The organism is Salinarimonas ramus (assembly GCF_014645695.1).
Lineage (GTDB): Bacteria > Pseudomonadota > Alphaproteobacteria > Rhizobiales > Beijerinckiaceae > Salinarimonas > Salinarimonas ramus.
This window is the reverse complement of sequence record NZ_BMMF01000001.1, coordinates 1-21,493: the sequence shown is the minus strand read 5'-3', so window position 1 is coordinate 21,493 and position 21,493 is coordinate 1. Positions and strand designations below refer to the sequence as shown.

The following is a 21,493-nucleotide window of genomic DNA, read 5'->3' as shown; positions in this document are numbered from 1 at the left end:
CTCCGGTCAACGCGCGATCAGCGCGTAGATGTCGTCGAGGCCGGCCGCGGTCTCGAGCGTGCGGCAGGCGCACAGCAGCGCCTGCGCCTGGCGCGCGCCCCAGACGGGGGTCGTCAGCTCCAGGAACTTGTCCTCGATCTCGGCCTCGCCGTAGGGGTCCTCGGTGTCCCCGCGATTGGTGTAGGTCTCGGCGTCGAGCGTGTGGCCGTCGCGCAGCGTCACGCGCACCCGCGCGGCGCGCTCCACGGGAAGTCGGGCGGTGAGCGCCTCGTCCTCGCGCACGACGACGCGCTTCGCGAGCGCGCTCACCCGCGCATCGTTGCGCGCGGGCTCGCGGAAGGCGTCGACGGTGGCGGCGCCGTGGACCAGGGTCGTCGCGATCGAGAAGGGCAGGGAGAACTTCGCCGCGAGCATGTTGTGGGGCTCGGGCGAGGCGAGCTGGGCCGCCCAGACGTAGGTGTCGACCTCCACCCGCTCGACGTCGTCGGGCGCGACGTCGCTCTCGCCGGTGATCTTCGCCAGCGCGTCGAGGGCGGCGTGGTTGTAGCGGCAGCAGGCGTGGCGCTTGAAGTAGTTGCGCGCGATCTCCCAGCGCGTGCCGAGCTCGGCGGTCATCTCGTCCGGCCGCCAATCCTCCGCGGCGATCGTGCCGTAGACGGTGCCGACGCCGTCGGCCTCGCCGGTGAAACCCGCCGCGACGAGGTCCCAGACGGTGAGCCCGATCTGGTTCGAGAAGCCGGCGAAGCTGTTGCGGACGGTGCCGCCCTCCAGCATCGTGCGCCGGCTCGTCGTGAGGCCCAGCGAGGAGGCGACGTTCATCGCCTCGACGATCTGCTCGGCAGTCGCACCGTTGAGCTTGGCCACCGCGACCGCGGCGCCGATCGTTCCCCAGGTGCCGTGCGGATGCATGCTCACCCGCAGCTTCGAGGCGATGCCGATGCGCGCGCCGACCTCGTAGCCGAGCGCCACCGCCGTGATCAGGTCGCGCCCGGTGGCGCCGGCGCGCTGCGCCGCGACGAGGGCGGCGGGGACGACGTGGATGCCGGGATGGCCGCGGGCGTACTGGTTGCCCTCGTCGAGCTCGAGCATCGTGCCGGCCGTGCCGTTGAAGAGCGCCGCCGCGGCGGCCGAGCCGCGCACGCGCGCGCCGATCAGCGGATGCGGCCCGATGCCGACGCTCGCCAGCAGGCGCTCGGCGAGCGCGAGCGTCTCGGACTCCTGCGCGCCCGCGGCGATGGCGGCGATGCAGTCGGCGATCACGAGCTTGGTGCGCGCCACCGCCTCCTCCGGCAGGTCCTCGAAGCGCAGGTCGTGGGCGAAAGCGCCCCATCGCACCGCCCAATCGGGGGTGGGGGGACGTCTCAGCACGGGTTCGGCGACGATACGCATGGGGTTTTCCTGGTTTCGGCTCGGTGCGGGCGCATGCGCTCACATGCCGAGATACGCCTTCTCGAGTTCCGGATTGGCGGCGAGGTCGCGCGCCGCGCCCGACATGGTCACCGCGCCGTTCTCCAGCACGTAGGCGCGGTCGGCGAGCTCCAGCGACTGCACGACGTTCTGCTCCACCAGCATCACGGCGAGCCCGCCCTTGGCGATCTCGGCGATGAGCCGGAACAGCTCGTCGACGAGGAGCGGGGAGAGGCCGAGCGAGGGCTCGTCGAGGATGAGGAGCTTGGGTTCGCCCATCAGCCCGCGGCCGATGGCGAGCATCTGCTGCTCGCCGCCCGACAGCGTGCCGGCGAATTGCGCCGCGCGCTCGCGCAGCCGCGGGAAGGTCTCGAAGACGCGTTCGAGGTTCCTCGCGCGGTTGGGCTTGGCGCGGGTGTAGCTGCCGAGCTCGAGGTTCTCGCGCACCGAGAGGTTGGGGAAGATCTTGCGGCCCTCGGGCACGTGGACGAGCCCGCGCCGCACGATCTGCGGCGCCGCGAGGCCGTCGATCCGCTCTCCGTCGAACACGATCTCCCCGGCCGTTGCGCGCACGAGGCCCGAGATCGTGGCGTTGAGCGTGGTCTTGCCCACACCGTTGGCGCCCAGCACCGCGACGACCTCGCCGGGGCCGACGTCGAGCGAGATGCCGCGCAGGACGGGTACGCCGCCGTAGCCGGAGACGAGATCACGCACGCTCAGCATGGGCGGCCTCCCCGATCTGTCCGGCTTTCGCCTGGAGGCGCTGCGCCGCGCCGTGGCCGAGATAGGCCTCGACGACGTGCGGATCGCGCGCGATGCGGGCCGGTGGCCCCTGCGCGATGAGCTTGCCCTGGGCGAGAACGTAGATGTCGTCGCACAGGCTCATCACGGCCTGCATCACGTGCTCGACGATGAGGATCGTCACGCCGCGCGCGCGGATGGCGCGGATGACGGGGATCATGTCGCGGATCTCGGAGGGGTTGAGGCCGGCGAGCACCTCGTCGAGGAGGAGGAGCCGCGGGCCCGTCGCCAGCGCGCGGGCGAGCTCCAGGCGCTTGCGGCCGGCGACGGTGAGCGCCTTCGCCGGCTGGTCGAGCATCGGGGTGAGGCCGACCTCGGCGGCGACGCGCCGCGCCTCCTCGAGCGCGTCCGCCCGCGCCGCGTGGCGCAGGAAGGCGCCCACCGCGATGTTCTCGACGACCGAGAGCGTCGCGAAGGGCTGGACGATCTGGAAGGTGCGCGCGATCCCCATCCGCGCGCGCTCGTGGGCCTCGACGCGGGTGATGTCACGCTCCTCGAAGAGGACGCGGCCCGTCGTCGGCGCGGCGAAGCCGGAGATCACCGTGAAGAGGGTCGTCTTGCCGGCGCCGTTGGGCCCGATCAGCCCGGTGATGGAGCCCGGCGTCACGGAGAGCGAGGCGTCGTCGACGGCGACGAGGCCGCCGAAGCGCTTGGTGACGTTCTCGACGCGCAGGATCGTCATGCCGGCGTCTCCTCGCGGGTGGGCGCTGGCGCGGGAGCGGGCGCGGCGGCCGAGGCCGGAGAGGTCTTGGCGGACACGCCGCCGAGACGCCGGCGCACCCGGCCGATGACGCCCATGACGCCGTCCGGCGCGAAGGCGACGACGAGGATCAGCACCGCGCCGAAGATCACGAGATCGATGCCGGGGATCTCGCCCACGAACAGCTTGGACGCCTCCGACAGCCCGTGCAGCGCCAGCGCCCCGACGAGCGGCCCGAACACCGTGCCGAGCCCGCCGACGATGGGGGCGAGCAGCGCCTCGATGGAGATCCACGGGCCGTAGGCGATGAGCGCGTCGAGATAGAGGAAGTATTGCGCGTAGAGCCCGCCCGCGGCGGCGGTGATGGCGCCCGAGAGCGCGATCGCCTTGAGCTTGACGGACAGCGCATCGACGCCGAGCGCCCGGGCCGCCGCCTCGTTCTCGCGCACCGCCACGAGCTGCGCCCCGAAACGCGCGCGCTCGATGGCCCGATTGAGCACGAGCACGGCCGCGACGAGGGCGAGCGCCACCCAGTAATACGCCCCGCGGCTCTCGAACTGGAAGTTCCAGGCCGACACGTCCAGCGGGATCAGGATGCCGGCGGCGCCACCGGTGAAGCCCGCGGAATTGGCGAGGATGCGCAGCACCTCCGCGAAGGCGAGCGTTACGAGCGCGAAATACGAGCCCTTGAGACCGGAGCGGAAGGAGAGATAGCCGATGACGAAGCCCACCAGCGCGCCGAGGCCGATGCCGACGAGGAACGCGACATAGGCGTTGACGCCGAGATTCACCTGCAGGATCGCCGCCGCGTAGGCGCCGGTGCCGAAGAAGGCCGCGTGGCCGAAGGAGAACTGCCCGCCGTATCCCGCCAGCAGGTTCCAGCCCTGCGCGGCCAGCGCGATGATCAGCGTGAAGACGAGGAAGTTGAGGATCGTGTTCGAGGTCACGAAGAGCGGCACGAGCGCCAGCAGCGCCACGACGAGGACGATCGGCAGGAAGCCCGTGGAGAGGTCGCGCGCGCTCATGCCTTGGCTCCGAACAGGCCCGTCGGCCGGAAGAGGAGCACGAGGATGAAGATCAGGAAGATGCCGATCTGCCCCAGGCTCTCGCCGAGATAGAGCCCCGACAGGCTCTCCACGACGCCGATGAAGAGCCCGCCGACGAGCGCGCCCGCGATCGAGCCCATGCCGCCGAGCACCACGATGGTGAAGGCGACGAGGACGAAGGCACCGCCCACGCGCGGATTGACGTAGAAGGTCGGCATCAGGAGGCAGGCGGCGATGGCGACGCACGCCGCGCCGAGCCCGAAGGTGACGGCGTAGACGTGGCGCACGTCGATCCCCACGAGCGCCGCGCCGGTCTTCTCCTTGGCGACGGCGCGGATCGCCTTGCCCGTGTCGGTGCGCGCCAGGACGAGCCAGAGCGCGACCGCCACCGCGATCGAGCCGAAGAAGGCGATCACCCGCGGCGTGGAGAGGAAGAGGTTCCCGACCTCGATCACCGAGAAGCCGTAGGGCGTGTCGACGCTGCGCGTGTCCGAGCGGAAGATGGCGAGGAGCGCGTTCTCGATGATGATGGCGAGGCCGAGCGTCACGAGGAGGATGTTCACGTCCTCCCCGTGGCTCGCGGGCCCGATGACGAGGCGCTGGACCGCGTAGCCGAGGGCGAAGAACAGCGGCGTGAGGACGAGGATCGCGAGGTAGGGGTCGATCCCCAGAGCCTGGTTGAGCACGAGCACGCCGAACATCGCCGCCGTCAGCGTGGCGCCGTGGGCGAAGTTGATGATGTGGAGCACGCCGTAGACGAGGGTGAGCCCGAGCGCGATCAGCGCGTAGACCGCGCCGGTCATCAGGCCGTTGATCGTGGCGGTGAGGACGATGTCGGGCGTGAACATCACGTGTCTGCGGCCTCGTTCGGTGAGCGTCTTGCGGAGGGAGCTCGCTTCTCTGCACGCCGGAGCGTCGGTCGCGGGCGCCTGCGGCGCTTTTCCTTCCCCCTTGTGGGGAAGGTGGCCCCGAAGGGGTCGGATGGGGGTCGTCGTGGAGAGCTCGGAGGGTGGAAAAACGACCACCTCGGCGCTCCCCCGGCATTCGCGTCGAGATCGTCCTGCACGACCCCACCCCCGACCCCTCCCCACAAGGGGGAGGGGAGAGCGTGGAGAGCGCCGTGACCCCGATCACGTCACCGGGAAGACGGCCTCGGCGTCGGCGAAGTCCTCGGGGAAGATCACCTTGATGTCCCCGCCCTGGACCTGCGTGTTGACCGGCGCGGCGCCCTGGTTCTGGCCGTCCACGAACTGCGTCGGGCCGTAGGGCATCACGTGGTCCTCGAAGGTGGAGGCGGCGAGCGCGTCGCGGATGGCCGTGCGCTCCGTGGAGCCTGCTCGCGCGATGGCGTCGGCGAGGAGCTTCACGTTCGAGTAGTTGAGCGGGATGTTGTAGGTCCACACGTTGCCGTCCGCGCGCACCCGCTCGAGCAGCGCCTGGGATTCCTCCTTGCGGGGATCGTGCCAATGGTTGCAGTCCATGACGTTCTCGGCCGCGTCCGGGAATTCCTGCACGAAGCGGAAGTTCGAGGCGGCGCCGTTGAGGACGGCGTAGATGCCCTTGGGCTGGATGCGCTGCTGCTGCATGGTGCGCGCGAGCAGCACGAACTCGCCGTAATAGCTCGAGGGGATGACGAGGTCGGGGTTCGCCGCGCGGATCTGGAGCGCGATGTTCGACATGTCGCGCGCGGGCGTCGGATGGGCGAGCGTCTGCAGCACCTCGAAGCCGCGCTTGGGCAGCTCGTTCTGCAGGAGCTGGGCGAGGCCGGAGCCGAACAGGCCGTCCTCGTGGACGAGGACGACGGTCTTGGCCGGATTGCCGGCGGCCTCGTTGATCTTGACGAGGTTCTCCAGCGCCTGCTGCGTCACCTTGCCGAAGCCCGGGCCGAAGCGGAACGTGTTGGTGAGCCCGCGCGAGACGATCTGGTCCGACACGCCGACGTCGACGAGGTAGGGCAGGTCGTAGCGCGAGGCGGCCTGGGAGGAGGCGAGGCAGATGGGCGAGGCGAAGCCGCCGACGATGGCGACGACGCCCTCGGCCTGCATCTTCTCGACCTCGGCCGTGCCGCCTTCGGGCGTCGAGCGCGCGTCGCCGAAGACGGGCTCGATCATCTGGCCGTCGATGCCGCCGGCGCCGTTGATCATCTCGATGGCGAGCTCGGCGCCGATGCGGCCCTGCTGGCCGTCGAAGGCGAGGGCGCCGGTGACCGGCTGGAGGATGCCGACCTTGATCGGCGCGGACTGGGCGCGCAGGTAGGCGGGCGCCGCGACGAGGGCGGTGGTGGCCGCCGCGCCCTGGAGCAGCGTGCGGCGGGTGATCGAGAACGTGGACTTGCTCACGGCTGAAGGTCTCCTGGATGCGGGGCTCTACGGACCGTTCCCGAGCCGTCTTCGGCGGACGGCTTCGTCGTGGTGGCGACCGGGCTCCAGCGGCGAGCGCCGTCCCGGCCGGTGCGCGTCATCTCCATCTGGAACGCGTAGCGATCCGGCCGATAGAGGGCGTGCAGGTGCTCCACACCGCGCCCGGTCTCGTCGAAGACCGTGCGGGTGAGGGAAAGGAGGGCCGATCCGACCTCGACGTCGAGCGCGCCCGCCGTCTCGGGGCCGGCGAGCGTCGCACCGATGGTCTGGCTGGCGCGGGCGCAGACGACGCCGGAGCGCTCGAGCAGCGCGAGCAGCGGCGTCGTGGCGAGATCGGCCTCGGAATAGGTGACGCCGATCCGCTCGGGGACCCACGTCGTCAGATGCGAGAAGGGCGCGCCGTCGATGAGGCGCACGCGCACCGAGCGCTGGGCGCGCTCCTCGGCTGCGAGGCGCAGCGATCCCGCCACCGGCGCTGCCGGGATCTCGTAGGCGAAGGAGATCAGCCGCACGGAGGTGGCGCGACCCATCTCCACGAGATGGGCGAGCATGTTCGAGAAGTCGGCGAGGATGGCCGGGCCGTTGCCGCGGTTGATCACGAAGGTGCCCGCGCCCGGCTGGCGGCGGATGAGCCCGTCGCGCTCGAGCCCGTCGAGGGCGCGGCGAACGGTGACGCGCGAGACGCCGTGGACCTGCGACAGCTCCGGCTCGCTCGGCAGCCGCGATCCCGGGGGGAGGGCGCCGCCGACGATGCGGTCGCGCAGGACGAGATAGAGCCGCTGCGTCTTCGACGGCTCCACCCGTGCCCGCGTGTCGGCGTGAACTTCCATCGTGTCCCCACCTCCGGCCGCCGCTTCCTTTGCGGAGCGCTTTGCGCTATCTATCAGACAGCTTGCTGGCGAGAGTATAAGACAAGAGCGGCGCGTCAAGCGCCGAGTTGCCGAGGACATCCCCCATGCCCGACCCGAGCCCGTCGAACCCGCACGGAGCCCCGCGCACCCTGTTCGAGAAGGTCTGGGATCAGCACGTCGTCACCACCCGCGACGACGGGCCGAGCCTCCTCTACATCGACCGCCACCTCGTCCACGAAGGCTCGCACCACGCCTTCGCCAAGCTGCGCGAGAAGGGCCTGCCCGTGAGCCGGCCGGACCTCACCTTCGGCGTCGCCGACCATTACGTGCCGACCCGCGGGCGCGGCGGCGCCATCGCCGACGAGGGGATCGCGCGCATGGTCGGACAGCTCGCGGACAACACGGCCACGCACGGCATCCGCCTGTTCGGCCTCGACGATCCGCGCCAGGGTATAGTCCACGTGGTGGGGCCCGAGCAGGGCCTGACGCTGCCGGGGCTGACGATGGTGTGCGGCGACAGCCACACCTCGACGCACGGCGCGTTCGGCGCCTTCGCCTTCGGCATCGGCGCCTCGGACGTGGCGCACGTGCTGGCGACGCAGACGCTGTGGCAGAAGAAGCCGCGGCGCATGCGCATCTGCTTCGAGGGCAAGCTGATGCCGGGCGTCGGTGCCAAGGACATGGCGCTCGCCTGGATCGCGCGGCTCGGCGCCGACGGTGCGCGCGGTCACGCCATCGAATATGCCGGCTCGGCCGTGCGCGCGCTCTCCATGGAAGGCCGGCTGACGCTGTGCAACCTCTCGATCGAGGGCGGCGGGCGGCTCGGCATGATCGCGCCGGACGCGACCACGATCGGCTATCTGGAGGGACGCCCCTTCGCGCCGAAGGGCGAGACGTTCGCGCGCGCCGCCGAGGACTGGCTGGCGCTCGCCAGCGATGCCGACGCCGCCTTCGATCGCGAGTTCGTCATCGCAGCCAACGAGATCGCCCCCGTCGTCACCTGGGGCACGAGCCCGGAGGACGCGCTCCCCATCACCGGCGAGACGCCCGATCCCGATCGGATCGCCGATCCCGGCCGAGCCGCGCATGCGCGCGAGGCGCTCGCCTACATGGGCCTCGAGCCCGGGCGAAAGCTCACGGAGATCGCGGTGGACCGCGTCTTCATCGGCTCGTGTACCAACAGCCGCATCGAGGACCTGCGTGCGGCCGCCGCGATCCTCGCCGGGCGCAAGGCGCGGGTGCCGGGCCTGGTCTCGCCGGGCTCCTCCCTCGTCAAGCGCCAGGCGGAGGAGGAGGGGCTCGACCGGATCTTCGTCGAGGCCGGGCTCGAATGGGTCGCCTCGGGCTGCTCGATGTGCGTGGGCATGAACGGCGACATCGTCGCGTCGGGCGAGCGCTGCGCCTCGACCACGAACCGCAACTTCAAGGGCCGTCAGGGCCCCGGCGCGCGTACGCACCTGATGTCGCCCGCGATGGTCGCCGCCGCGGCCATCGAGGGCCGTCTCGCCGATGCGCGCCCGCTGCTCGAGGGGAGGATCTGAGGATGGAGCCGTTTCGACGCCTGAGCGCACTCGCCTGCCCGCTGCCGCTCGCCTCGGTGGACACCGACCAGCTCATCCCCGCGCGATTCATGAAGACGCCGCGCGCGGAGGGCTACGGGCGCTTTCTGCTGTACGACCTGCGATACGGTTCGGACGGGCGGCCGAGCGGTGCGCTTCCCCTCGACGAACCGGCGCGGGCGGGCGCGCAGATCCTCGTCGCGCGGCGCAATTTCGGTGCGGGCTCCTCGCGCGAGGCCGCGGTCTACGCGCTGGTCGATTACGGGATCCGCTGCGTGATCGCCCCGAGCTTCGGCGACATCTTCGCCGCCAATGCCGCCAACAACGGTCTCCTGCCGGCGGTGGTGAGCGAGGAGGACGCCGAGCGCCTGCTCTTCGCGCTCGAAGCGGGGCTCGAGGAGCTCGTCGTCGATCTCGAGGCGGAGCGGATCGAGGGCGCGGGCGAGCCCATCGCCATCATGATCGACCCCGTGATGCGCACGAAGCTGCTCAACGGCTGGGACGATCTCGACATGACGCTCAGCCGCGCCGACGAGATCGCCGCCTTCGCCGAGGCCGATGCCACGCGCCGGCCCTGGGCGCGGCCGGACGCCTGAGGAAGCGTTCAGCCGGTGGGCAGGCGCGCGCGCATGTCCTCGGGGAGGGCGGCGCGCACGGCGTCCAGGAACGTCTCGATCTGGTGCGGCTCGATCGGCCCGATGTGCTTGTAGCGGATGACGCCCTCGGAATCGACGACGAAGGTCTCCGGCACGCCGTAGACGCCCCATTCGATGGCGGAGCGGCCGTTCTCATCGACGCCGACGCGGTCGTACGGGTTGCCGAGCGCGCCGAGGAAGCGCCGCGCGTTCTCGGGCGCGTCCTTGTAGTTGATGCCGACGATGTTGAGGTAGGGCAGCGTCGCGAGCTCCATGAGCACCGGATGCTCGACGCGGCAGGGGCCGCACCAGGAGGCCCAGACGTTGACGATGGTGACGGGCGCCTCCGGCGTGCCCGCGAGATCGGCCGTGGCGAAGCCCGGGATCTGCATGCCGGCCTCGGTGAGCCCCTCCAGCGGCGGCAGGCTCACCTCCGGCGCGGCGCGGCCGATGAGGACGGAGGGCACGCGGGACGGGTCGCCGAAGAGCCCGATCAGGAACACGATTGCGAGGCCCGCGAAGATCAGGACCGGCAGGAGGAAGAGCACGCGCACCTTGGCGCGGGGCGCGGGATCGGCCGCGTCGGGCGACGTAGCCTCGGGCGGATGGTGCGGGCGCTCGTCCATCTCACCTCTTCTCCGTCTCGGCCGCGCGGCCGCTGCGCCGCCCACGACCCACGCCGCGGGCCTCGAGATCGGCGAGCGCGCGCTTCTGGGCGCGCTGGTCGAGGACCATGCGCACCATCAGCCCGCCGACGACGAGGATTGTCGCGGCGTAGCTCGCGAGGATGAAGGGCGTGTGCGGATCGCTCATCGGGGGACGCTTCAGGCCGCGAGGCGGCGCTCGTCGAGGCGCTCGGCCTCGAGGATGGAGAGGGTGCGCACGCGCCTCCGGAAGATCTCGGTGCGCATGGCGTACATGTGCATGGCGATGGCGAGCAGGCTGACGCCCACCGCCATGACGAGCAGCGGGTAGAGCATGGACGGGTAGATCGTCGGGCCGTCGACGCGGAAGACGCTGGCGGGCTGGTGCAGCGTGTTCCACCAATCGACCGAGAACTTGACGATGGGCAGGTTCAGCGCGCCGACGAGGGTGAGGATCGCTACCGCCCGCGCGGCGCGGGAGGGATCCTCGATCGTGCGCCACAGCGCGATGATGCCGGCATAGACGAGGAAGAGGACGAGCACGGAGGTCAGCCGCGCGTCCCATACCCAGTAGGTCCCCCACATCGGCTTGCCCCACAGCGCCCCCGTGATCAGGCACACGAGGGTGAACGCCGCGCCGATGGGAGCGGCCGCCTTCTGCGAGACGTCTGCGAGGGGATGGCGCCAGACCAGCGTGCCGATCGCGGAGGCGCTCATCATCGCGTACAGGAAGAGCGCGAGCCAGGCGGCCGGGACGTGGATGTACATGATCCGGATCGTCTCGCCCTGCTGGTAGTCCGGCGGGGCGACGAACCAGGCCATGTAGAGGCCGACCGCGAGCGTGGCGACGGCGAGGCCGCCGAGCCAGGGCAGGAGAGCCCCTGACCAGCGCAGGAACGTGGTCGGATTGGCGAGTTTCGTCAGCATTCGGCTTCCTCGGACCCCGTTCGATGTAGCGAGCGGGCCTCCGCGCCGCAACGGCGCCGTGGTCGCACCTCGGAACCGTTCCGGGCCGGCCGACCATGCCTCGCGCGGACGCACCCGGCAATGCGCGCAAGACCGGACCCCGTCACGCCGATCTTCGCGCCTCAGAGCGGCTCGATCGTGCAGGACACCGCCTCGACCAGCGCCTCCGCCAGCGGCGCCTCGCTCGGGAAGGCGGCGAGCGTGCGCACGAGGACGAAGCCCTCCCGCGTGGGTGCGACGACGCGCAGGTCTCCGAAGGCGTCGGCGGGCCCCGTCTCCACCTGTGCCGCCGCCTCCTCCGCGAGGATTGCGTCGAGCTGGTCGCGGGTCGCGACGACGAGCTCCAGGCGCCCGCGCACGGCGGCGCGGTCGGTGATTGCGTAGTAGGCGCCGGCGCCCCTCGCGTGGAGGGAGATCGTCTGAAAGAGCGCACCGTCCGGCGCGCTGACGCGCAGCGGCCCGTCGGCGAGATCGTAGGCGCAGGCGCCGACCGCGAGCGCGGGGTCGTGCAGCGGCAGCCAGGTCTCGGGAAGCGGCGCGTCGACCTCGCCGAAGCCGCCGGCGCGCGGGGCGGCGACGAGGACGGCGTTCTCCGCGCTCGCCGTGGGCGCGAGGCGAGCGTACGCGTCCTGCCGCGCGAGCCAGGGGAGCATCAGGATCGCGGCGATGTGCGTCATCGCCGCGAGCACGATCGCGATCGTCGTGGCGAGCGCGAGCTTGCCGACGTTGCGGCCCAGGCTGTCGAGGATGGCGCGGGAGCGGGGCCTCACGACGTCGCCTCCCCGGTGCAGGAGAGGCGCACGATTCGCGGCATGGCGCCGTCGTCGAGCCAGCCGAGCGCGCCGGAGACGGGGCTGTCGTAGAGCCGCAGCACCGCCTGGAAGCCGCCGCTGCCGGGAAGCTGGATCCAGTTGCCGGGCTGCGGATCGGGCGCGAGCGCGATCGTCACGGCGCCGTCTTCCGCGCGGAGCACCTCCGCCGAGGTGAGGCCCGGGCGACGTTGCGGCGTCTCGATCAGGCGCCCGTCGGGATCGTAGAGGGTGAGCGTCCAGGCGCGCGCCACGGGCGTCTCGCCGGAGATCGCGTAGCGGCAGCGCGCGTCGAGGGGGCGGCCGAGCTCGTCCTCGTAGGCGTGGAAGGCGATGCCTTCGCCCAGCGCCAGCGGCACGTCCGCCGAGCGGGCGAGGATGGCGCGGGCATACGGGTCCGATTGCGGCGAGCCGACGCTCGGCCAGGCGAGCCAGGCCTGGGCGCGACGCTCCCCGAACGGATAGTCCCCCTCCAGCACCCACAGCGCCGAGCCGAGCCCGAGCCCGGCGCCGAGCGCCGCCGCATATCCGATCAGCAGGAGGTGGTAGGCGTTCCGCGCCGCGCGGCGCAGGGCATCGAGCATGGCACGTCTTCGTTGGCGGGCGCCGACCGGCGCCGCGTACTCCTACCCCGTCGCGGCGTGCGCGGGAAGCACGCCCTCGCTCAGCGGGTCACGGACGTGAAGCCGCCCGCCGCCGCCGGCTGCGCCAGCCCCGCACCCGGCACGGCGCGGCTCTCGCGGAAGCCGCGGGGCGCGCGGGCGGTCTCGAACAGGCTGCCGATCCCGTTGATCACCTCGAAGGAGCGCCGCGAGAGCGTGTTGCGCTGGAGCGCGAGCACCTGGGGATCGACGCTCGCCGTCGTCGCCGGATCGACGGCGGCCATGGCCGGCCCGTCGCCGTCGAGGCCGGGGATGGGGCGGATCTCGACGTTGCGATGGGCGAAGCTCATGATCTCCTTGAAGGCCATCGCGGGGAGGGAGCCGCCGGTCATGCGGTTCGTGGAGGTGAAGTCGTCGTTGCCGAACCACACGGCGGTGACGAAATTGCCGGTGTAGCCGGCGTACCACGCGTCGCGATAGGCGTTCGTCGTCCCGGTCTTGCCGGCCGAGCGGATGCCGTCCAGCGCCGCGCGGCGGCCGGTGCCGCGCTCGGGCACGGCGACGAGCATGGTGTTCATGTCGCCGACCACGCGGCTCGAGAGGACCTGAGGGCGCGGCTCGTCGCGATCGTGGACGTAGAGCACCTCGCCGTCGGGCGTCGTCACCTCCACGGCGGCGTAGGGCCGCGCGCGCTGGCCGCCGTTGGCGAAGACGGCGTAGCCCGCCGCCATGTCGAGCACCGTCATCTCGGAGGCGCCGATCGGCAGCGAGGACGTGTCGGCGAGCGGCGTCTCGACGCCCATGGCACGCGCCGTCTCGATGATTCGCGCGCGCCCGCGCCGGGCGTTGCCCTCGCCGATCTCGACGGAGAGCCGCACGGGGATGGTGTTGATCGAGCGCGCCAGCGCCGTGATCATCGGCATCGCCCCGGCGAAGGAGCGATTGTAGTTGTTGGGGCACCAATTGCCGAGGCAGATCGGCCGGTCGACGACGGTCGAATCGGGCCTGTAGGGCAGGTAGGAGAGCGCCGTCGCGTAGACGAAGGGCTTGAACGACGAGCCCGGCTGCCGGCGCGCATGGGCCGCGCGGTTGAACTGGCTCTGCCCGTAATCGCGCCCGCCGACGATGGCGCGCACCGCGCCGTCGGGCTCCATCAGCACGGCGGCCGCCTGGGCGACGTCGTAGCGCTCGCCGTTCTGGCGCAGCGTGTCCTCCACCGCGAGCTCGGAGCGGCGCTGCATGGCCTGGTCGAGCGGCGTCTTCACGAGGAGGACGCGGTGGTCGCCGAAGCGCCCGTCCCGCGCCATGTCGCGGACCTGCTCGAAGGCCCAGTCGAGGTAATAGTCCGGCGTCGTCTCGCGGCCGCGGTCGATGGCGCTCGCCGGGTTGCGGCGGGCGATCTGGACCTGGCCCTCCGACATGAAGCCGGCATCCACCATGGCGCCGAGCACGTCGTTGGCGCGGGCGCGGGCAGCGGGCAGGTTCACGTGCGGCGAATAGCGCGAGGGCGCCTTGAACAGGCCCGCCAGCATGGCGGCCTCCGCGAGCGTCACCTCGCCGATCGGCTTGCCGAAATAGAAGTCCGCCGCCGCGACGACGCCGAAATTGCCGCCGCCCATGTAGGCGCGGTCGAGATAGAGCTTGAGGATCTCGTTCTTCGAGAGCTGGAACTCGAGCCAGAGCGCGAGGAACGCCTCCTTGATCTTGCGGTCGAGGGTGCGCTCGTTCGACAGGAACAGGTTCTTGGCGAGCTGCTGGGTGATCGTCGAGCCGCCCTGGACGACGCCGCCCTCCCGCGAGTTCGCGACGAGCGCGCGGGCGGTGCCGATCGGGTCGATGCCCCAATGGGTGAAGAACCGCCGGTCCTCGGTGGCGAGCGCCGCCTTGATGACGACCTCGGGGATCTCGTCCAGCGCCACGCTGTCGTCGTGGCGGATGCCGCGGCGGCCGACCTCCTGCCCGTAGCGGTCCAGGAAGGTGACGGCGAGCTCGTCCGTGCGGCGCCAATCCTCCTGCGTCTCGTAGAAGGCGGGGATGGCGAGGCCGAGCATGACGAAGGCGCCGGCGAGGCCGAGCGTCACGCCCTCGGAGGCGAGATCGAGCACGACGCGCGTGGCGCCGCGGGCACGGAACAGGTCGGTGAAGGCCGTGAAGCGGCGCCAGACGCCCTTCAGGTCCTCGCTCGAATCGAAGGCGGAGGCGGACAGCCACGCGTCGAAAGCGAGCGAGGCCCGCTTGATGCGTGTCCAGACGCTGATCCTCCGATCGAAACGCACGTCGATGAGCCCCCGTCCCCGTTCGCGGTGCTTAACCGCAGGTTAAGCTTCGTACCAGAACCCTCGTAGGCCCGCGAATCGATTTCGCGTCACCAGCTCCGTTCGTTAAACGACGCCGGACGGAACTCGTTCGCCGCATTCTCGCCGCGCCGCGGCCCCGCTGCCGCCCGGCCGGCGCCTGATGGGCGGGCTCCGCAAGGGTCGTGCCGCTCGCATTCGTCGCGAAACGGCACGGCCGCGTTCGGAATTCGTTGAGGTTGACGGGCGGTGAACGCCCGTCGAGGATCGCCCGCATGTCCCGTCGCGACACGCCACTCACCGCCGCCGCCCCGTTCTGGGACGAGAAGTCTCTTTCCGAGATGAGCGAGGCGGAATGGGAGAGCCTGTGCGACGGCTGCGGGCGCTGCTGCCTCGTCAAGCTGGAGGACGAGGACACCGACGAGATCGTCTACACCGACGTCGGGTGCGAGCTCCTCGACGCGCAGAGCTGCCGCTGCCGCGACTACCCGAACCGTCAGGCGAAGGTGCCCGATTGCGTGCGTCTCACGCCCCAGGCGGTGGAGACGCTCTCCTGGCTGCCGGGGACCTGCGCCTATCGCCGCGTGGCGGAGGGCAGGGGGCTCGCCTGGTGGCACCCCCTCGTCTCGGGCTCGCCCGAGACGGTGCATGCCGCCGGGATCTCCGTGCGGGGGCGGGTGTCCGGTCTCGAGACGCAGATGACGCTCGGCGAGATCTGCGCGCGCGTCGTCGCCTGGCCGTGGGAGGACGAGGAGGGCGCCTGAGGACGCGCCGCGGTTCCCATTGTATACACTCACATACGATAAAATTAGCGCTTTCTTAGATGATCGTGTCGACATTCGTCTCCCGTGCAACGTGGCTTGCCGGGGGAACGGGATGATCAAGGGGCTCAAGATCGAGGCAAAGCTGCCGGCGACCATCGTCGGCTTCGCCATGCTGGTGGGGATCGGCGTCGGCGCCGCCAGCTATTGGCGGGCGGCGGACGCCCTCGTGACGATCAAGCAGGACGATCTGGCGGCGATCGCCGACGACCGCGCCCGGCAACTCGGCGCCTACCTCGCCTCGATCGAGCAGGATCTGCGCATCACGGCCCAGAGCCCCTTCGTCGCCGAGGCGCTCGAGAGCTTCACCGCCGGCTACGACGCGCTGGGCGCCGATGCCACCACGGTCCTGAAGCGCGCCTACATCCGCGAGAACCCCAACCCGCTCGGGTCGAAGCACCTGCTCGACCGCGGCGACGCGGGCGCGGCCTACGACGACGCCCACGCGGCCTATCACCCCTGGTTCCGCACGCTCCTGGAGGAGCGCGGCTATTACGACATCTTCCTCTTCGACGCCGAAGGGCGCCTCGTCTACACGGTGTTCAAGGAGGAGGACTTCGCCACCGGCTTCGCGAGCGGTGCCGGCGAATGGGCGCGCACGGCGCTCGGCGAGGCGTTCCGCGCCGCGCGCCCGGCCGGGGAGGGGGCGATCTCCTTCTTCGATTTCGAGCCCTACGCCCCGAGCGCCGACGCGCCGGCGAGCTTCATCTCGACGCCGATCGTCGCTGACGGGCGCACCGTCGGCGTCCTCGCCTTCCAGATGCCCATCGACACGATCAACACCGTGATGAGCGCCGCCTCCGGCCTCGGCGAGACGGGCGAGACGCTCATCGTCGGGACGGACCGCCTCGCGCGCAACGACAGCCGCCTGACGGAGGCCAACGACATCCTCGCGACGCGCGTCGACGGCCCGGCCATCGACGCCGCGCTGGAGGGACGCCACGTCGTCGTCGAGAGCACCGGGGCGGACGGCACGCCCCACCTGAAGGTGGGCACGCCGCTCTCCTTCCACGGCACGACCTGGGCCATCGTCGCGAGCCAGGGAACGACGGAGATCGGCGCGCCGCTCGTCGCCATGCGCAACATGATGATCCTCACCGCCCTCGTCCTGTTCGCGGCGGCCGCGATCGGCGGCTGGCTGATCGCCCGCACGCTCACGGTGCCGATCACGCGCCTCGTGCGCACCATGGGCGAGATCGCGGACGGGCGCCTGGGCGTCGCCATCGACGGCACCGAGCGCGCCGACGAGATCGGCGCCATGAGCCGCGCGGTCGCCGTGTTCAAGGAGAACGCGTTGGCCCGCGAGCGGCTGGAGGCCGAGGCGCAGCGCGAACGCGACCGCGAGCGCCAGCGTCAGGCCCAGCTCGACACGCTCATCGCGCGCTTCCGCGACCTGATCTCGCGCACCATCGCCGGCATGCGCGAGGGGACCGGGACGATGCGCGACACGGCCGGTCATCTGGCGAGCGTCGCCGGCAACGCGGTCACCCGCGCCGGCGCCGCCCGCTCCGCCTCGATGACGGCGGCCAACGAGGTCCAGTCCGTCGCCGCCGCGGCGGAGCAGCTCGCCGCCTCGATCCGCGAGATCGCCGAGCAGGCCCAGCGCGCCACCGGCGTCGTGGGGCGCGCCAGCGAGGTCGCCGAGCGCACCAACGCCCGCGTGGGCGGCCTCTCCGAGAGCGCCGACCGCATCGGCGCCGTCGTCGAGATGATCGACGCCATCGCCGCGCAGACGAACCTGCTGGCTCTGAACGCGACGATCGAGGCCGCGCGAGCGGGCGAGGCCGGCAAGGGCTTCGCCGTCGTGGCGGCGGAGGTGAAGACGCTCGCCGGCCAGACCGGCAAGGCCACCGCCGAGATCGCCGAGCAGATCGCCGCCGTGCAGTCCGCGGCCTCCTCCTCCGTCGAGGCGATCCGCGAGATCGACGCGGCGGTGCGCGAGATCCGCAGCTTCATGGGCGCCATCGCCGCCGCCGTGGAGCAGCAGGACGCCGCAACGAAGGAGATATCGCACTCGATCTCGGTGGCCTCGAACGGCAGCACCGAGGCGACGCGCAACGTCGACACCGTCACCGCGGCCATCGACGAGACCTCGAGCGAGGCGTCTCGGGTCAACAAGGTCTCCGACGACCTCAACGCGGTGGCGGGCGAGCTCGCCACCGCGGTCGAGCGCTTCCTCGCCGACGTCGCGGCCGACGTGCGGGATCGCCGCGAGAGCTTCCGCAAGCGCATCATGACGGGCGCTTCCCTCTGGGCCGCCGGCGGCCGCCGCCCGGTGACCATCGTCGACGTCAGCGAGACCGGCGCGCGCGTCTCCGGCGCCGGCGACCTGCCGCGCGGCACCCGCGTCCAGCTCGAGCTCGGCACCGGCCGCCGCATCGACGCCGAGCTCGTCCGCGCCGGCGACGGCGACGCCGGCCTGCGCTTCGTCGAGCGCCAGGATGAGCTGGAGGCGCTGGCGGCGTGAGGGATTGACGCCGAGGTTCGATCAGCGACGGGGCGGGGCTCGCGAGGGCTCCGCCTTTCGTTTGTCGCGGATCGACGATGACTAGCGTGGATGGATCTGGTCACGATTCGAAAGTTGCATCATGATGGTGATCTATACTATAGGCTCCACACGTGCATAGACGGGGCGGAGCATGCGAGGCGAGGAGAGTCCATCGTCGACGACCGGTCTGGTCTATCGCGGGAGCAAGAAGCACAAGCTCTGGCGACCGGACGGTGGGTTCGGCACCATCTGCCCGGCATGGACGCACACCGATGGGCGAAGAGCTATCGTCGACGAGGACGATGCGACAGCCTGGAGCCGAACGACCGCTCAGACGATGCTCTCGGCGAGCGTGGTCGATAAGCGCGGGCGCCGATATGCTGCGAGCCGCGGCATCGCATTCTCGGCGCAGATGAGCAATGATGGGACATGGCATGGCTATCCGGTGCCTTGGCTGGACGTGCCGCCCGTTGTGCGCGACGCCCTGGTCGACGCGGGGCATGTCGTACGGCGCGACATTCGCCGGCAGGTCCGGCTTGCACCGAATGACCGCTTCTGGGCGTTGAGCGACGATGACTGACCTATTTCGCACCGGTGATCCATCCCGCTTCGCCTTCGCGGCACGCTGGCTGCAGGATCCCGATCCGCCGGAGCGGCGCCCGGCAGATTACGGCTGGTCGTGGGGCGAGCTCGAGATCGTCGTAGCGGGCCACCGCGTGAGCGCGCTGGTGACGCCGGACGGCCCTGCGAGCGGCATCCGCTGGTATCTCGCGCCCCTGCTCGAATGGGTGGCAGAGGAATGGGATCATCTCCTCGGCGAGCAAGCCTACACGTGGGCGGAACGGCCGGACGTTCCCGCGGCGCGAGCGGTCCGGGATGCGCTGGATCGAGCCTTTGCGGCGGACGAGCGGGACGGTGACGTTCTGGAGCGTGCCGCGTCGGATTGGTACGCCCGGCACGGCCTTCGGAGCGCCGCGGCGGGCGGCATCGTCCCGGACCTCTACATCAGGCGGTTCGGCGACGGCGTCGAAATCTCGTGGTCGGGCGAGCGGGCGTCGTTCGCGCCAGCGTTCCTCGAGACCGATTGTGCGCCCGGAGCCGTACGGCTTTCGCGCGAGGAGGTCGCAGATCCGCTGCGTGCGATCCTCTGCTGGGCGGTTGAGACCGTGCCGAGCGACGCGCGCGCCTTCTCGCATGGTCGCGAACGTTTCGTGCGCGCGGTAGAGGCGACGCTTGCCCGGGCTGGATCGGACGAGAGAAGCACGGCGGCGTTCACGCCCTAGTGATCGCGCGTCTCCCCGTCGTCCTCCCCATCCGCCTCCCCCGGCACGTCCGTCTCCTCGCCCAGCGTGTCGCGCATCCAGAGCATCTTGACGAGCACCATGATCGTCACGGCCATGGGGACGGCGAGGAAGACGCCGAGGAAGCCCCAGAGCAGGCCGAAGGCGACGATGGCGAACAGCGCGAAGGCGGGGGCGAGGCTCACCGCGCGGCGCTGGATCAGCGGCAGGAAGAGGTTGCCTTCGAGCTGCTGGACGACGACGACGATGCCGATCGTCCACCAGACCGCGTTCATGCCCTCGCCGAAGGCGAAGACGAGGGCGGGCGCGGAGCCGAGGAAGGGTCCGAGGAAGGGGATGAAGTTCGTCACCCCCGCGATCAGCCCCAGCGCCGCCGGGGCCGGCAGCCCGACCCACCAGAAGCCGAGACCCGTCAGCAGCCCCACGAGGGCCATCGAGACGAGCTGGCCGAAGAACCACAGCTCGAGCGCGTTGCCCGTCGTGACGAGCGCGGCGTCGATGCGCTCGTGCTGCTCGGGCGGGAAGAGGTGCACGAGGCCGCGCCGGTAGAGGGAGGGGTCGTAGGCGAGATAGATCGCCGCGAACAGCACGATGCCGACGTCGACGAGCCCGCCCAGGACGGTGAAGCCGATGTTCGCGGCGCGTCCCATCAGCGTCGTGCCGCTGCCGCTCGCCTCCGTGAAGCGTTCCTCCAGCCGCTGGACCGGGTCCTGGATGTCGAAGCGCTCGCCGAGGCTCTCGATCGCCTGCGGCAGCTGCTCGACGACGTCGCGAACCTGGCTCTGCATCGTCATCGTGAAGAAGAAGCCGAAGCCGACGAGGAGCGCGACGAGGACCAGGAGCCCCACATAGAACGCGGCCGGCTCCGGCAGGCCCGGGATGCGCTCGACGAGCCGCACGAAGGCGCGGATGATGATCCCCAGCAGCAGGGCGCCGAAGGCGAGAACGAGGACGTAGGCGACGTTGTAGAGGGCGTAGGCGATGGCGACGACCGCGAGGACCACGAGGACCTTGCGCACGAACCCCGCCTCGACGCCGGCGAAATCGCCCCGTCTCGCGCCCTGCGCACGCGTGGTTCTCGTCGCCGGCTTCGTTTCGTCTTCAGGCATGCCCGCTCCTCTTCGCCGCCGATGAACGGGAGAGGAGCGGGGTCGTTCCGTGCGGCCTTCGGTTCAGCCGCGGCGCATGAAGTCCTTGGCGAGCATGCAGTGGACGCCCTTGTTGCCGTTGACGACCTGCGTCACCCGCAGGTCCGCGGCGAGGCTCGCCAGCATGTAGGCGTCCTCCCGCGAGATGCCGACGCGATCGACGACGAGGTCGATCATCTCGCGCAGCGCGATCACGACGCAATCGTCGAGATCCGGGTCGAAGGCCATGGTGATCCAGTGCGTCGGCGTCTCCGCGAGCGGCCAGGCGAGCCGCATGTCGTTGCGGGCGTGCAGCTCGAACGTGCCGACGAGGCCGGTCTCGATCGCCGTGATGCAGACCTCGCCGTCGCCCTGCGCGCCGTGGCCGTCGCCGACGGAGAAATTGCCGCCGTCGACGAAGCAGGGGAGGTAGAGCGTCGTGCCGGCGACGAGTTCCTTGTTGTCGAGATTGCCGCCGTTGCGGCGCGGCGGGAGTGTGGAGAGCGCGCCCCATTCCTTCGGCGGCGCGACGCCCATGACCCCGAAGAACGGCGCGAGCGGCAATTCCAGGCCCCAGGAGAGGCGCGCGACGTTCTTCTCGCGATCGAGCGGGATGTGCACGCAGCGCGGCGTGGCGAAGTCGTCCGGCAGCGCGCCGCGCTGGGGGCCGAGCGTGTTGTAGCCCCAGTCGTAGTGCAGCTCGATCTCGCGGATGCGTACCTCGAGCACGCCCCCGGCCTTCAGCCCGCGCACGGCGACGGGGCCCGTGCAGATGTGGCCCGGCAGCTTCGGCGAGAGCGCGGCGTGGATGGCGGAAAGCGCCGGTGGCACGACGAAGGGCGCTCCCGGCATCACCTCGGGCGCTCCGGAGACGGTGGAGATCGTCACCGTCTCGCCGCTGTCGATCTCGAGGCGCGGCGCCAGCGCGGCGTCGAAATAGCCCCAGTGGACGGTCTGCGGCGACGCGTCGAGGCGGTGCGTGCTCATTGGTGCACCTTCGGGCTGGAGGATGCGGAGCCGCGAAGCGGCGTAGTATTCTCCAGCCCGAGCACTTGCCGCGACGGCCACGTGTGCTCGCCCTT

At 71.1% G+C, this 21,493-nt stretch carries 21 protein-coding genes; 6 read left to right on the top strand and 15 right to left on the bottom strand.

All coding sequences use genetic code 11. The features are described from left to right. Positions 1 to 6 precede the first annotated feature (6 nt). The 7 genes from IEX89_RS00105 to IEX89_RS00075 all read right to left on the bottom strand — a co-directional run bounded on the left by IEX89_RS00105 (position 7) and on the right by IEX89_RS00075 (position 7,144). Positions 7 to 1,389 (bottom strand): MmgE/PrpD family protein, encoded by a 1,383-nt coding sequence (locus IEX89_RS00105; protein ID WP_188908196.1) that lies wholly within the window; start codon positions 1,387 to 1,389, stop codon positions 7 to 9. Between the two features lie 39 nt (positions 1,390 to 1,428). Further along, complete coding sequence (locus IEX89_RS00100) at positions 1,429 to 2,130, bottom strand: ABC transporter ATP-binding protein (protein WP_188908194.1); 702 nt, start codon at positions 2,128 to 2,130, stop codon at positions 1,429 to 1,431. Further along, complete coding sequence (locus IEX89_RS00095) at positions 2,114 to 2,884, bottom strand: ABC transporter ATP-binding protein (protein ID WP_188909085.1); 771 nt, start codon at positions 2,882 to 2,884, stop codon at positions 2,114 to 2,116. Before IEX89_RS00095 ends, IEX89_RS00100 begins: the two co-directional genes overlap by 17 nt. Positions 2,885 to 2,886: 2 nt before the next feature. Further along, positions 2,887 to 3,933, bottom strand: a complete 1,047-nt coding sequence (locus IEX89_RS00090; protein ID WP_188908192.1) for a branched-chain amino acid ABC transporter permease — start codon at positions 3,931 to 3,933, stop codon at positions 2,887 to 2,889. After that, positions 3,930 to 4,802: a branched-chain amino acid ABC transporter permease gene (locus IEX89_RS00085; protein ID WP_188909083.1), complete on the bottom strand. Its 873-nt coding sequence runs from the start codon at positions 4,800 to 4,802 to the stop codon at positions 3,930 to 3,932. The genes IEX89_RS00090 and IEX89_RS00085 overlap by 4 nt, the downstream gene beginning before the upstream one ends. A 282-nt stretch (positions 4,803 to 5,084) precedes the next feature. Then, positions 5,085 to 6,293, bottom strand: coding sequence for an ABC transporter substrate-binding protein (locus tag IEX89_RS00080; RefSeq protein WP_188908190.1), 1,209 nt, complete (start codon positions 6,291 to 6,293; stop codon positions 5,085 to 5,087). After that, positions 6,290 to 7,144, bottom strand: a complete 855-nt coding sequence (locus IEX89_RS00075) for a GntR family transcriptional regulator (RefSeq protein ID WP_188908188.1) — start codon at positions 7,142 to 7,144, stop codon at positions 6,290 to 6,292. The genes IEX89_RS00080 and IEX89_RS00075 overlap by 4 nt, the downstream gene beginning before the upstream one ends. 125 nt (positions 7,145 to 7,269) lie before the next feature. On the opposite strand from IEX89_RS00075, the gene leuC reads away from it, so the two are divergent. Together leuC and leuD are read left to right on the top strand one after the other, a co-directional pair. Then, positions 7,270 to 8,706, top strand: coding sequence for a 3-isopropylmalate dehydratase large subunit (leuC, locus tag IEX89_RS00070; protein WP_188908186.1), 1,437 nt, complete (start codon positions 7,270 to 7,272; stop codon positions 8,704 to 8,706). 2 nt (positions 8,707 to 8,708) lie between these two features. Beyond that, a complete protein-coding gene (leuD, locus tag IEX89_RS00065; protein WP_188908184.1) occupies positions 8,709 to 9,320 on the top strand; it encodes a 3-isopropylmalate dehydratase small subunit in 612 nt (203 codons plus the stop codon). 8 nt (positions 9,321 to 9,328) lie between these two features. On the opposite strand, the gene IEX89_RS00060 is transcribed toward leuD, so the two are convergent. From IEX89_RS00060 to IEX89_RS00035, 6 genes are all read right to left on the bottom strand, one after another. Continuing rightward, positions 9,329 to 9,985 carry a DsbE family thiol:disulfide interchange protein gene (locus IEX89_RS00060; protein WP_188908182.1) on the bottom strand — a complete coding sequence of 219 codons (657 nt, stop codon included), beginning with the start codon at positions 9,983 to 9,985 and terminating at the stop codon, positions 9,329 to 9,331. 1 nt (position 9,986) lies between these two features. After that, on the bottom strand, positions 9,987 to 10,172 hold the full coding sequence (gene ccmD, locus IEX89_RS00055) for a heme exporter protein CcmD (protein ID WP_188908180.1): 186 nt from the start codon (positions 10,170 to 10,172) through the stop codon (positions 9,987 to 9,989). An 11-nt stretch (positions 10,173 to 10,183) separates the two neighbouring features. Further along, positions 10,184 to 10,930 (bottom strand): heme ABC transporter permease, encoded by a 747-nt coding sequence (locus IEX89_RS00050; protein WP_188908178.1) that lies wholly within the window; start codon positions 10,928 to 10,930, stop codon positions 10,184 to 10,186. A gap of 161 nt (positions 10,931 to 11,091) precedes the next feature. Next, positions 11,092 to 11,739: a DUF1254 domain-containing protein gene (locus IEX89_RS00045; RefSeq protein WP_244645036.1), complete on the bottom strand. Its 648-nt coding sequence runs from the start codon at positions 11,737 to 11,739 to the stop codon at positions 11,092 to 11,094. Continuing rightward, a complete protein-coding gene (locus IEX89_RS00040; protein WP_188908176.1) occupies positions 11,736 to 12,362 on the bottom strand; it encodes a DUF1214 domain-containing protein in 627 nt (208 codons plus the stop codon). The genes IEX89_RS00045 and IEX89_RS00040 overlap by 4 nt, the downstream gene beginning before the upstream one ends. Before the next feature lie 80 nt (positions 12,363 to 12,442). After that, positions 12,443 to 14,656, bottom strand: coding sequence for a transglycosylase domain-containing protein (locus IEX89_RS00035; RefSeq protein WP_188908174.1), 2,214 nt, complete (start codon positions 14,654 to 14,656; stop codon positions 12,443 to 12,445). A 293-nt stretch (positions 14,657 to 14,949) separates the two neighbouring features. On the opposite strand from IEX89_RS00035, the gene IEX89_RS00030 reads away from it, so the two are divergent. The 4 genes from IEX89_RS00030 (at position 14,950) to IEX89_RS00015 (ending at position 19,266) form a co-directional block, all read left to right on the top strand. Continuing rightward, positions 14,950 to 15,438 (top strand): YcgN family cysteine cluster protein, encoded by a 489-nt coding sequence (locus IEX89_RS00030; protein WP_188908172.1) that lies wholly within the window; start codon positions 14,950 to 14,952, stop codon positions 15,436 to 15,438. Between the two features lie 112 nt (positions 15,439 to 15,550). After that, positions 15,551 to 17,962, top strand: coding sequence for a methyl-accepting chemotaxis protein (locus IEX89_RS00025; RefSeq protein ID WP_188908170.1), 2,412 nt, complete (start codon positions 15,551 to 15,553; stop codon positions 17,960 to 17,962). A gap of 172 nt (positions 17,963 to 18,134) precedes the next feature. After that, entirely contained in the window at positions 18,135 to 18,563 is a 429-nt protein-coding gene (locus IEX89_RS00020; RefSeq protein WP_188908168.1) for a hypothetical protein, read from the top strand. Positions 18,564 to 18,699: 136 nt separating this feature from the next. Beyond that, positions 18,700 to 19,266, top strand: coding sequence for a hypothetical protein (locus IEX89_RS00015; protein ID WP_188908166.1), 567 nt, complete (start codon positions 18,700 to 18,702; stop codon positions 19,264 to 19,266). Here the strand turns inward: IEX89_RS00015 and IEX89_RS00010 are convergent. Both IEX89_RS00010 and IEX89_RS00005 read right to left on the bottom strand, forming a co-directional pair. Beyond that, on the bottom strand, positions 19,263 to 20,393 hold the full coding sequence (locus tag IEX89_RS00010) for an AI-2E family transporter (protein ID WP_188908164.1): 1,131 nt from the start codon (positions 20,391 to 20,393) through the stop codon (positions 19,263 to 19,265). The genes IEX89_RS00015 and IEX89_RS00010 overlap by 4 nt on opposite strands. Before the next feature lie 63 nt (positions 20,394 to 20,456). Continuing rightward, positions 20,457 to 21,398, bottom strand: coding sequence for an acetamidase/formamidase family protein (locus IEX89_RS00005; RefSeq protein ID WP_188908162.1), 942 nt, complete (start codon positions 21,396 to 21,398; stop codon positions 20,457 to 20,459). Positions 21,399 to 21,493: the final 95 nt, after the last annotated feature.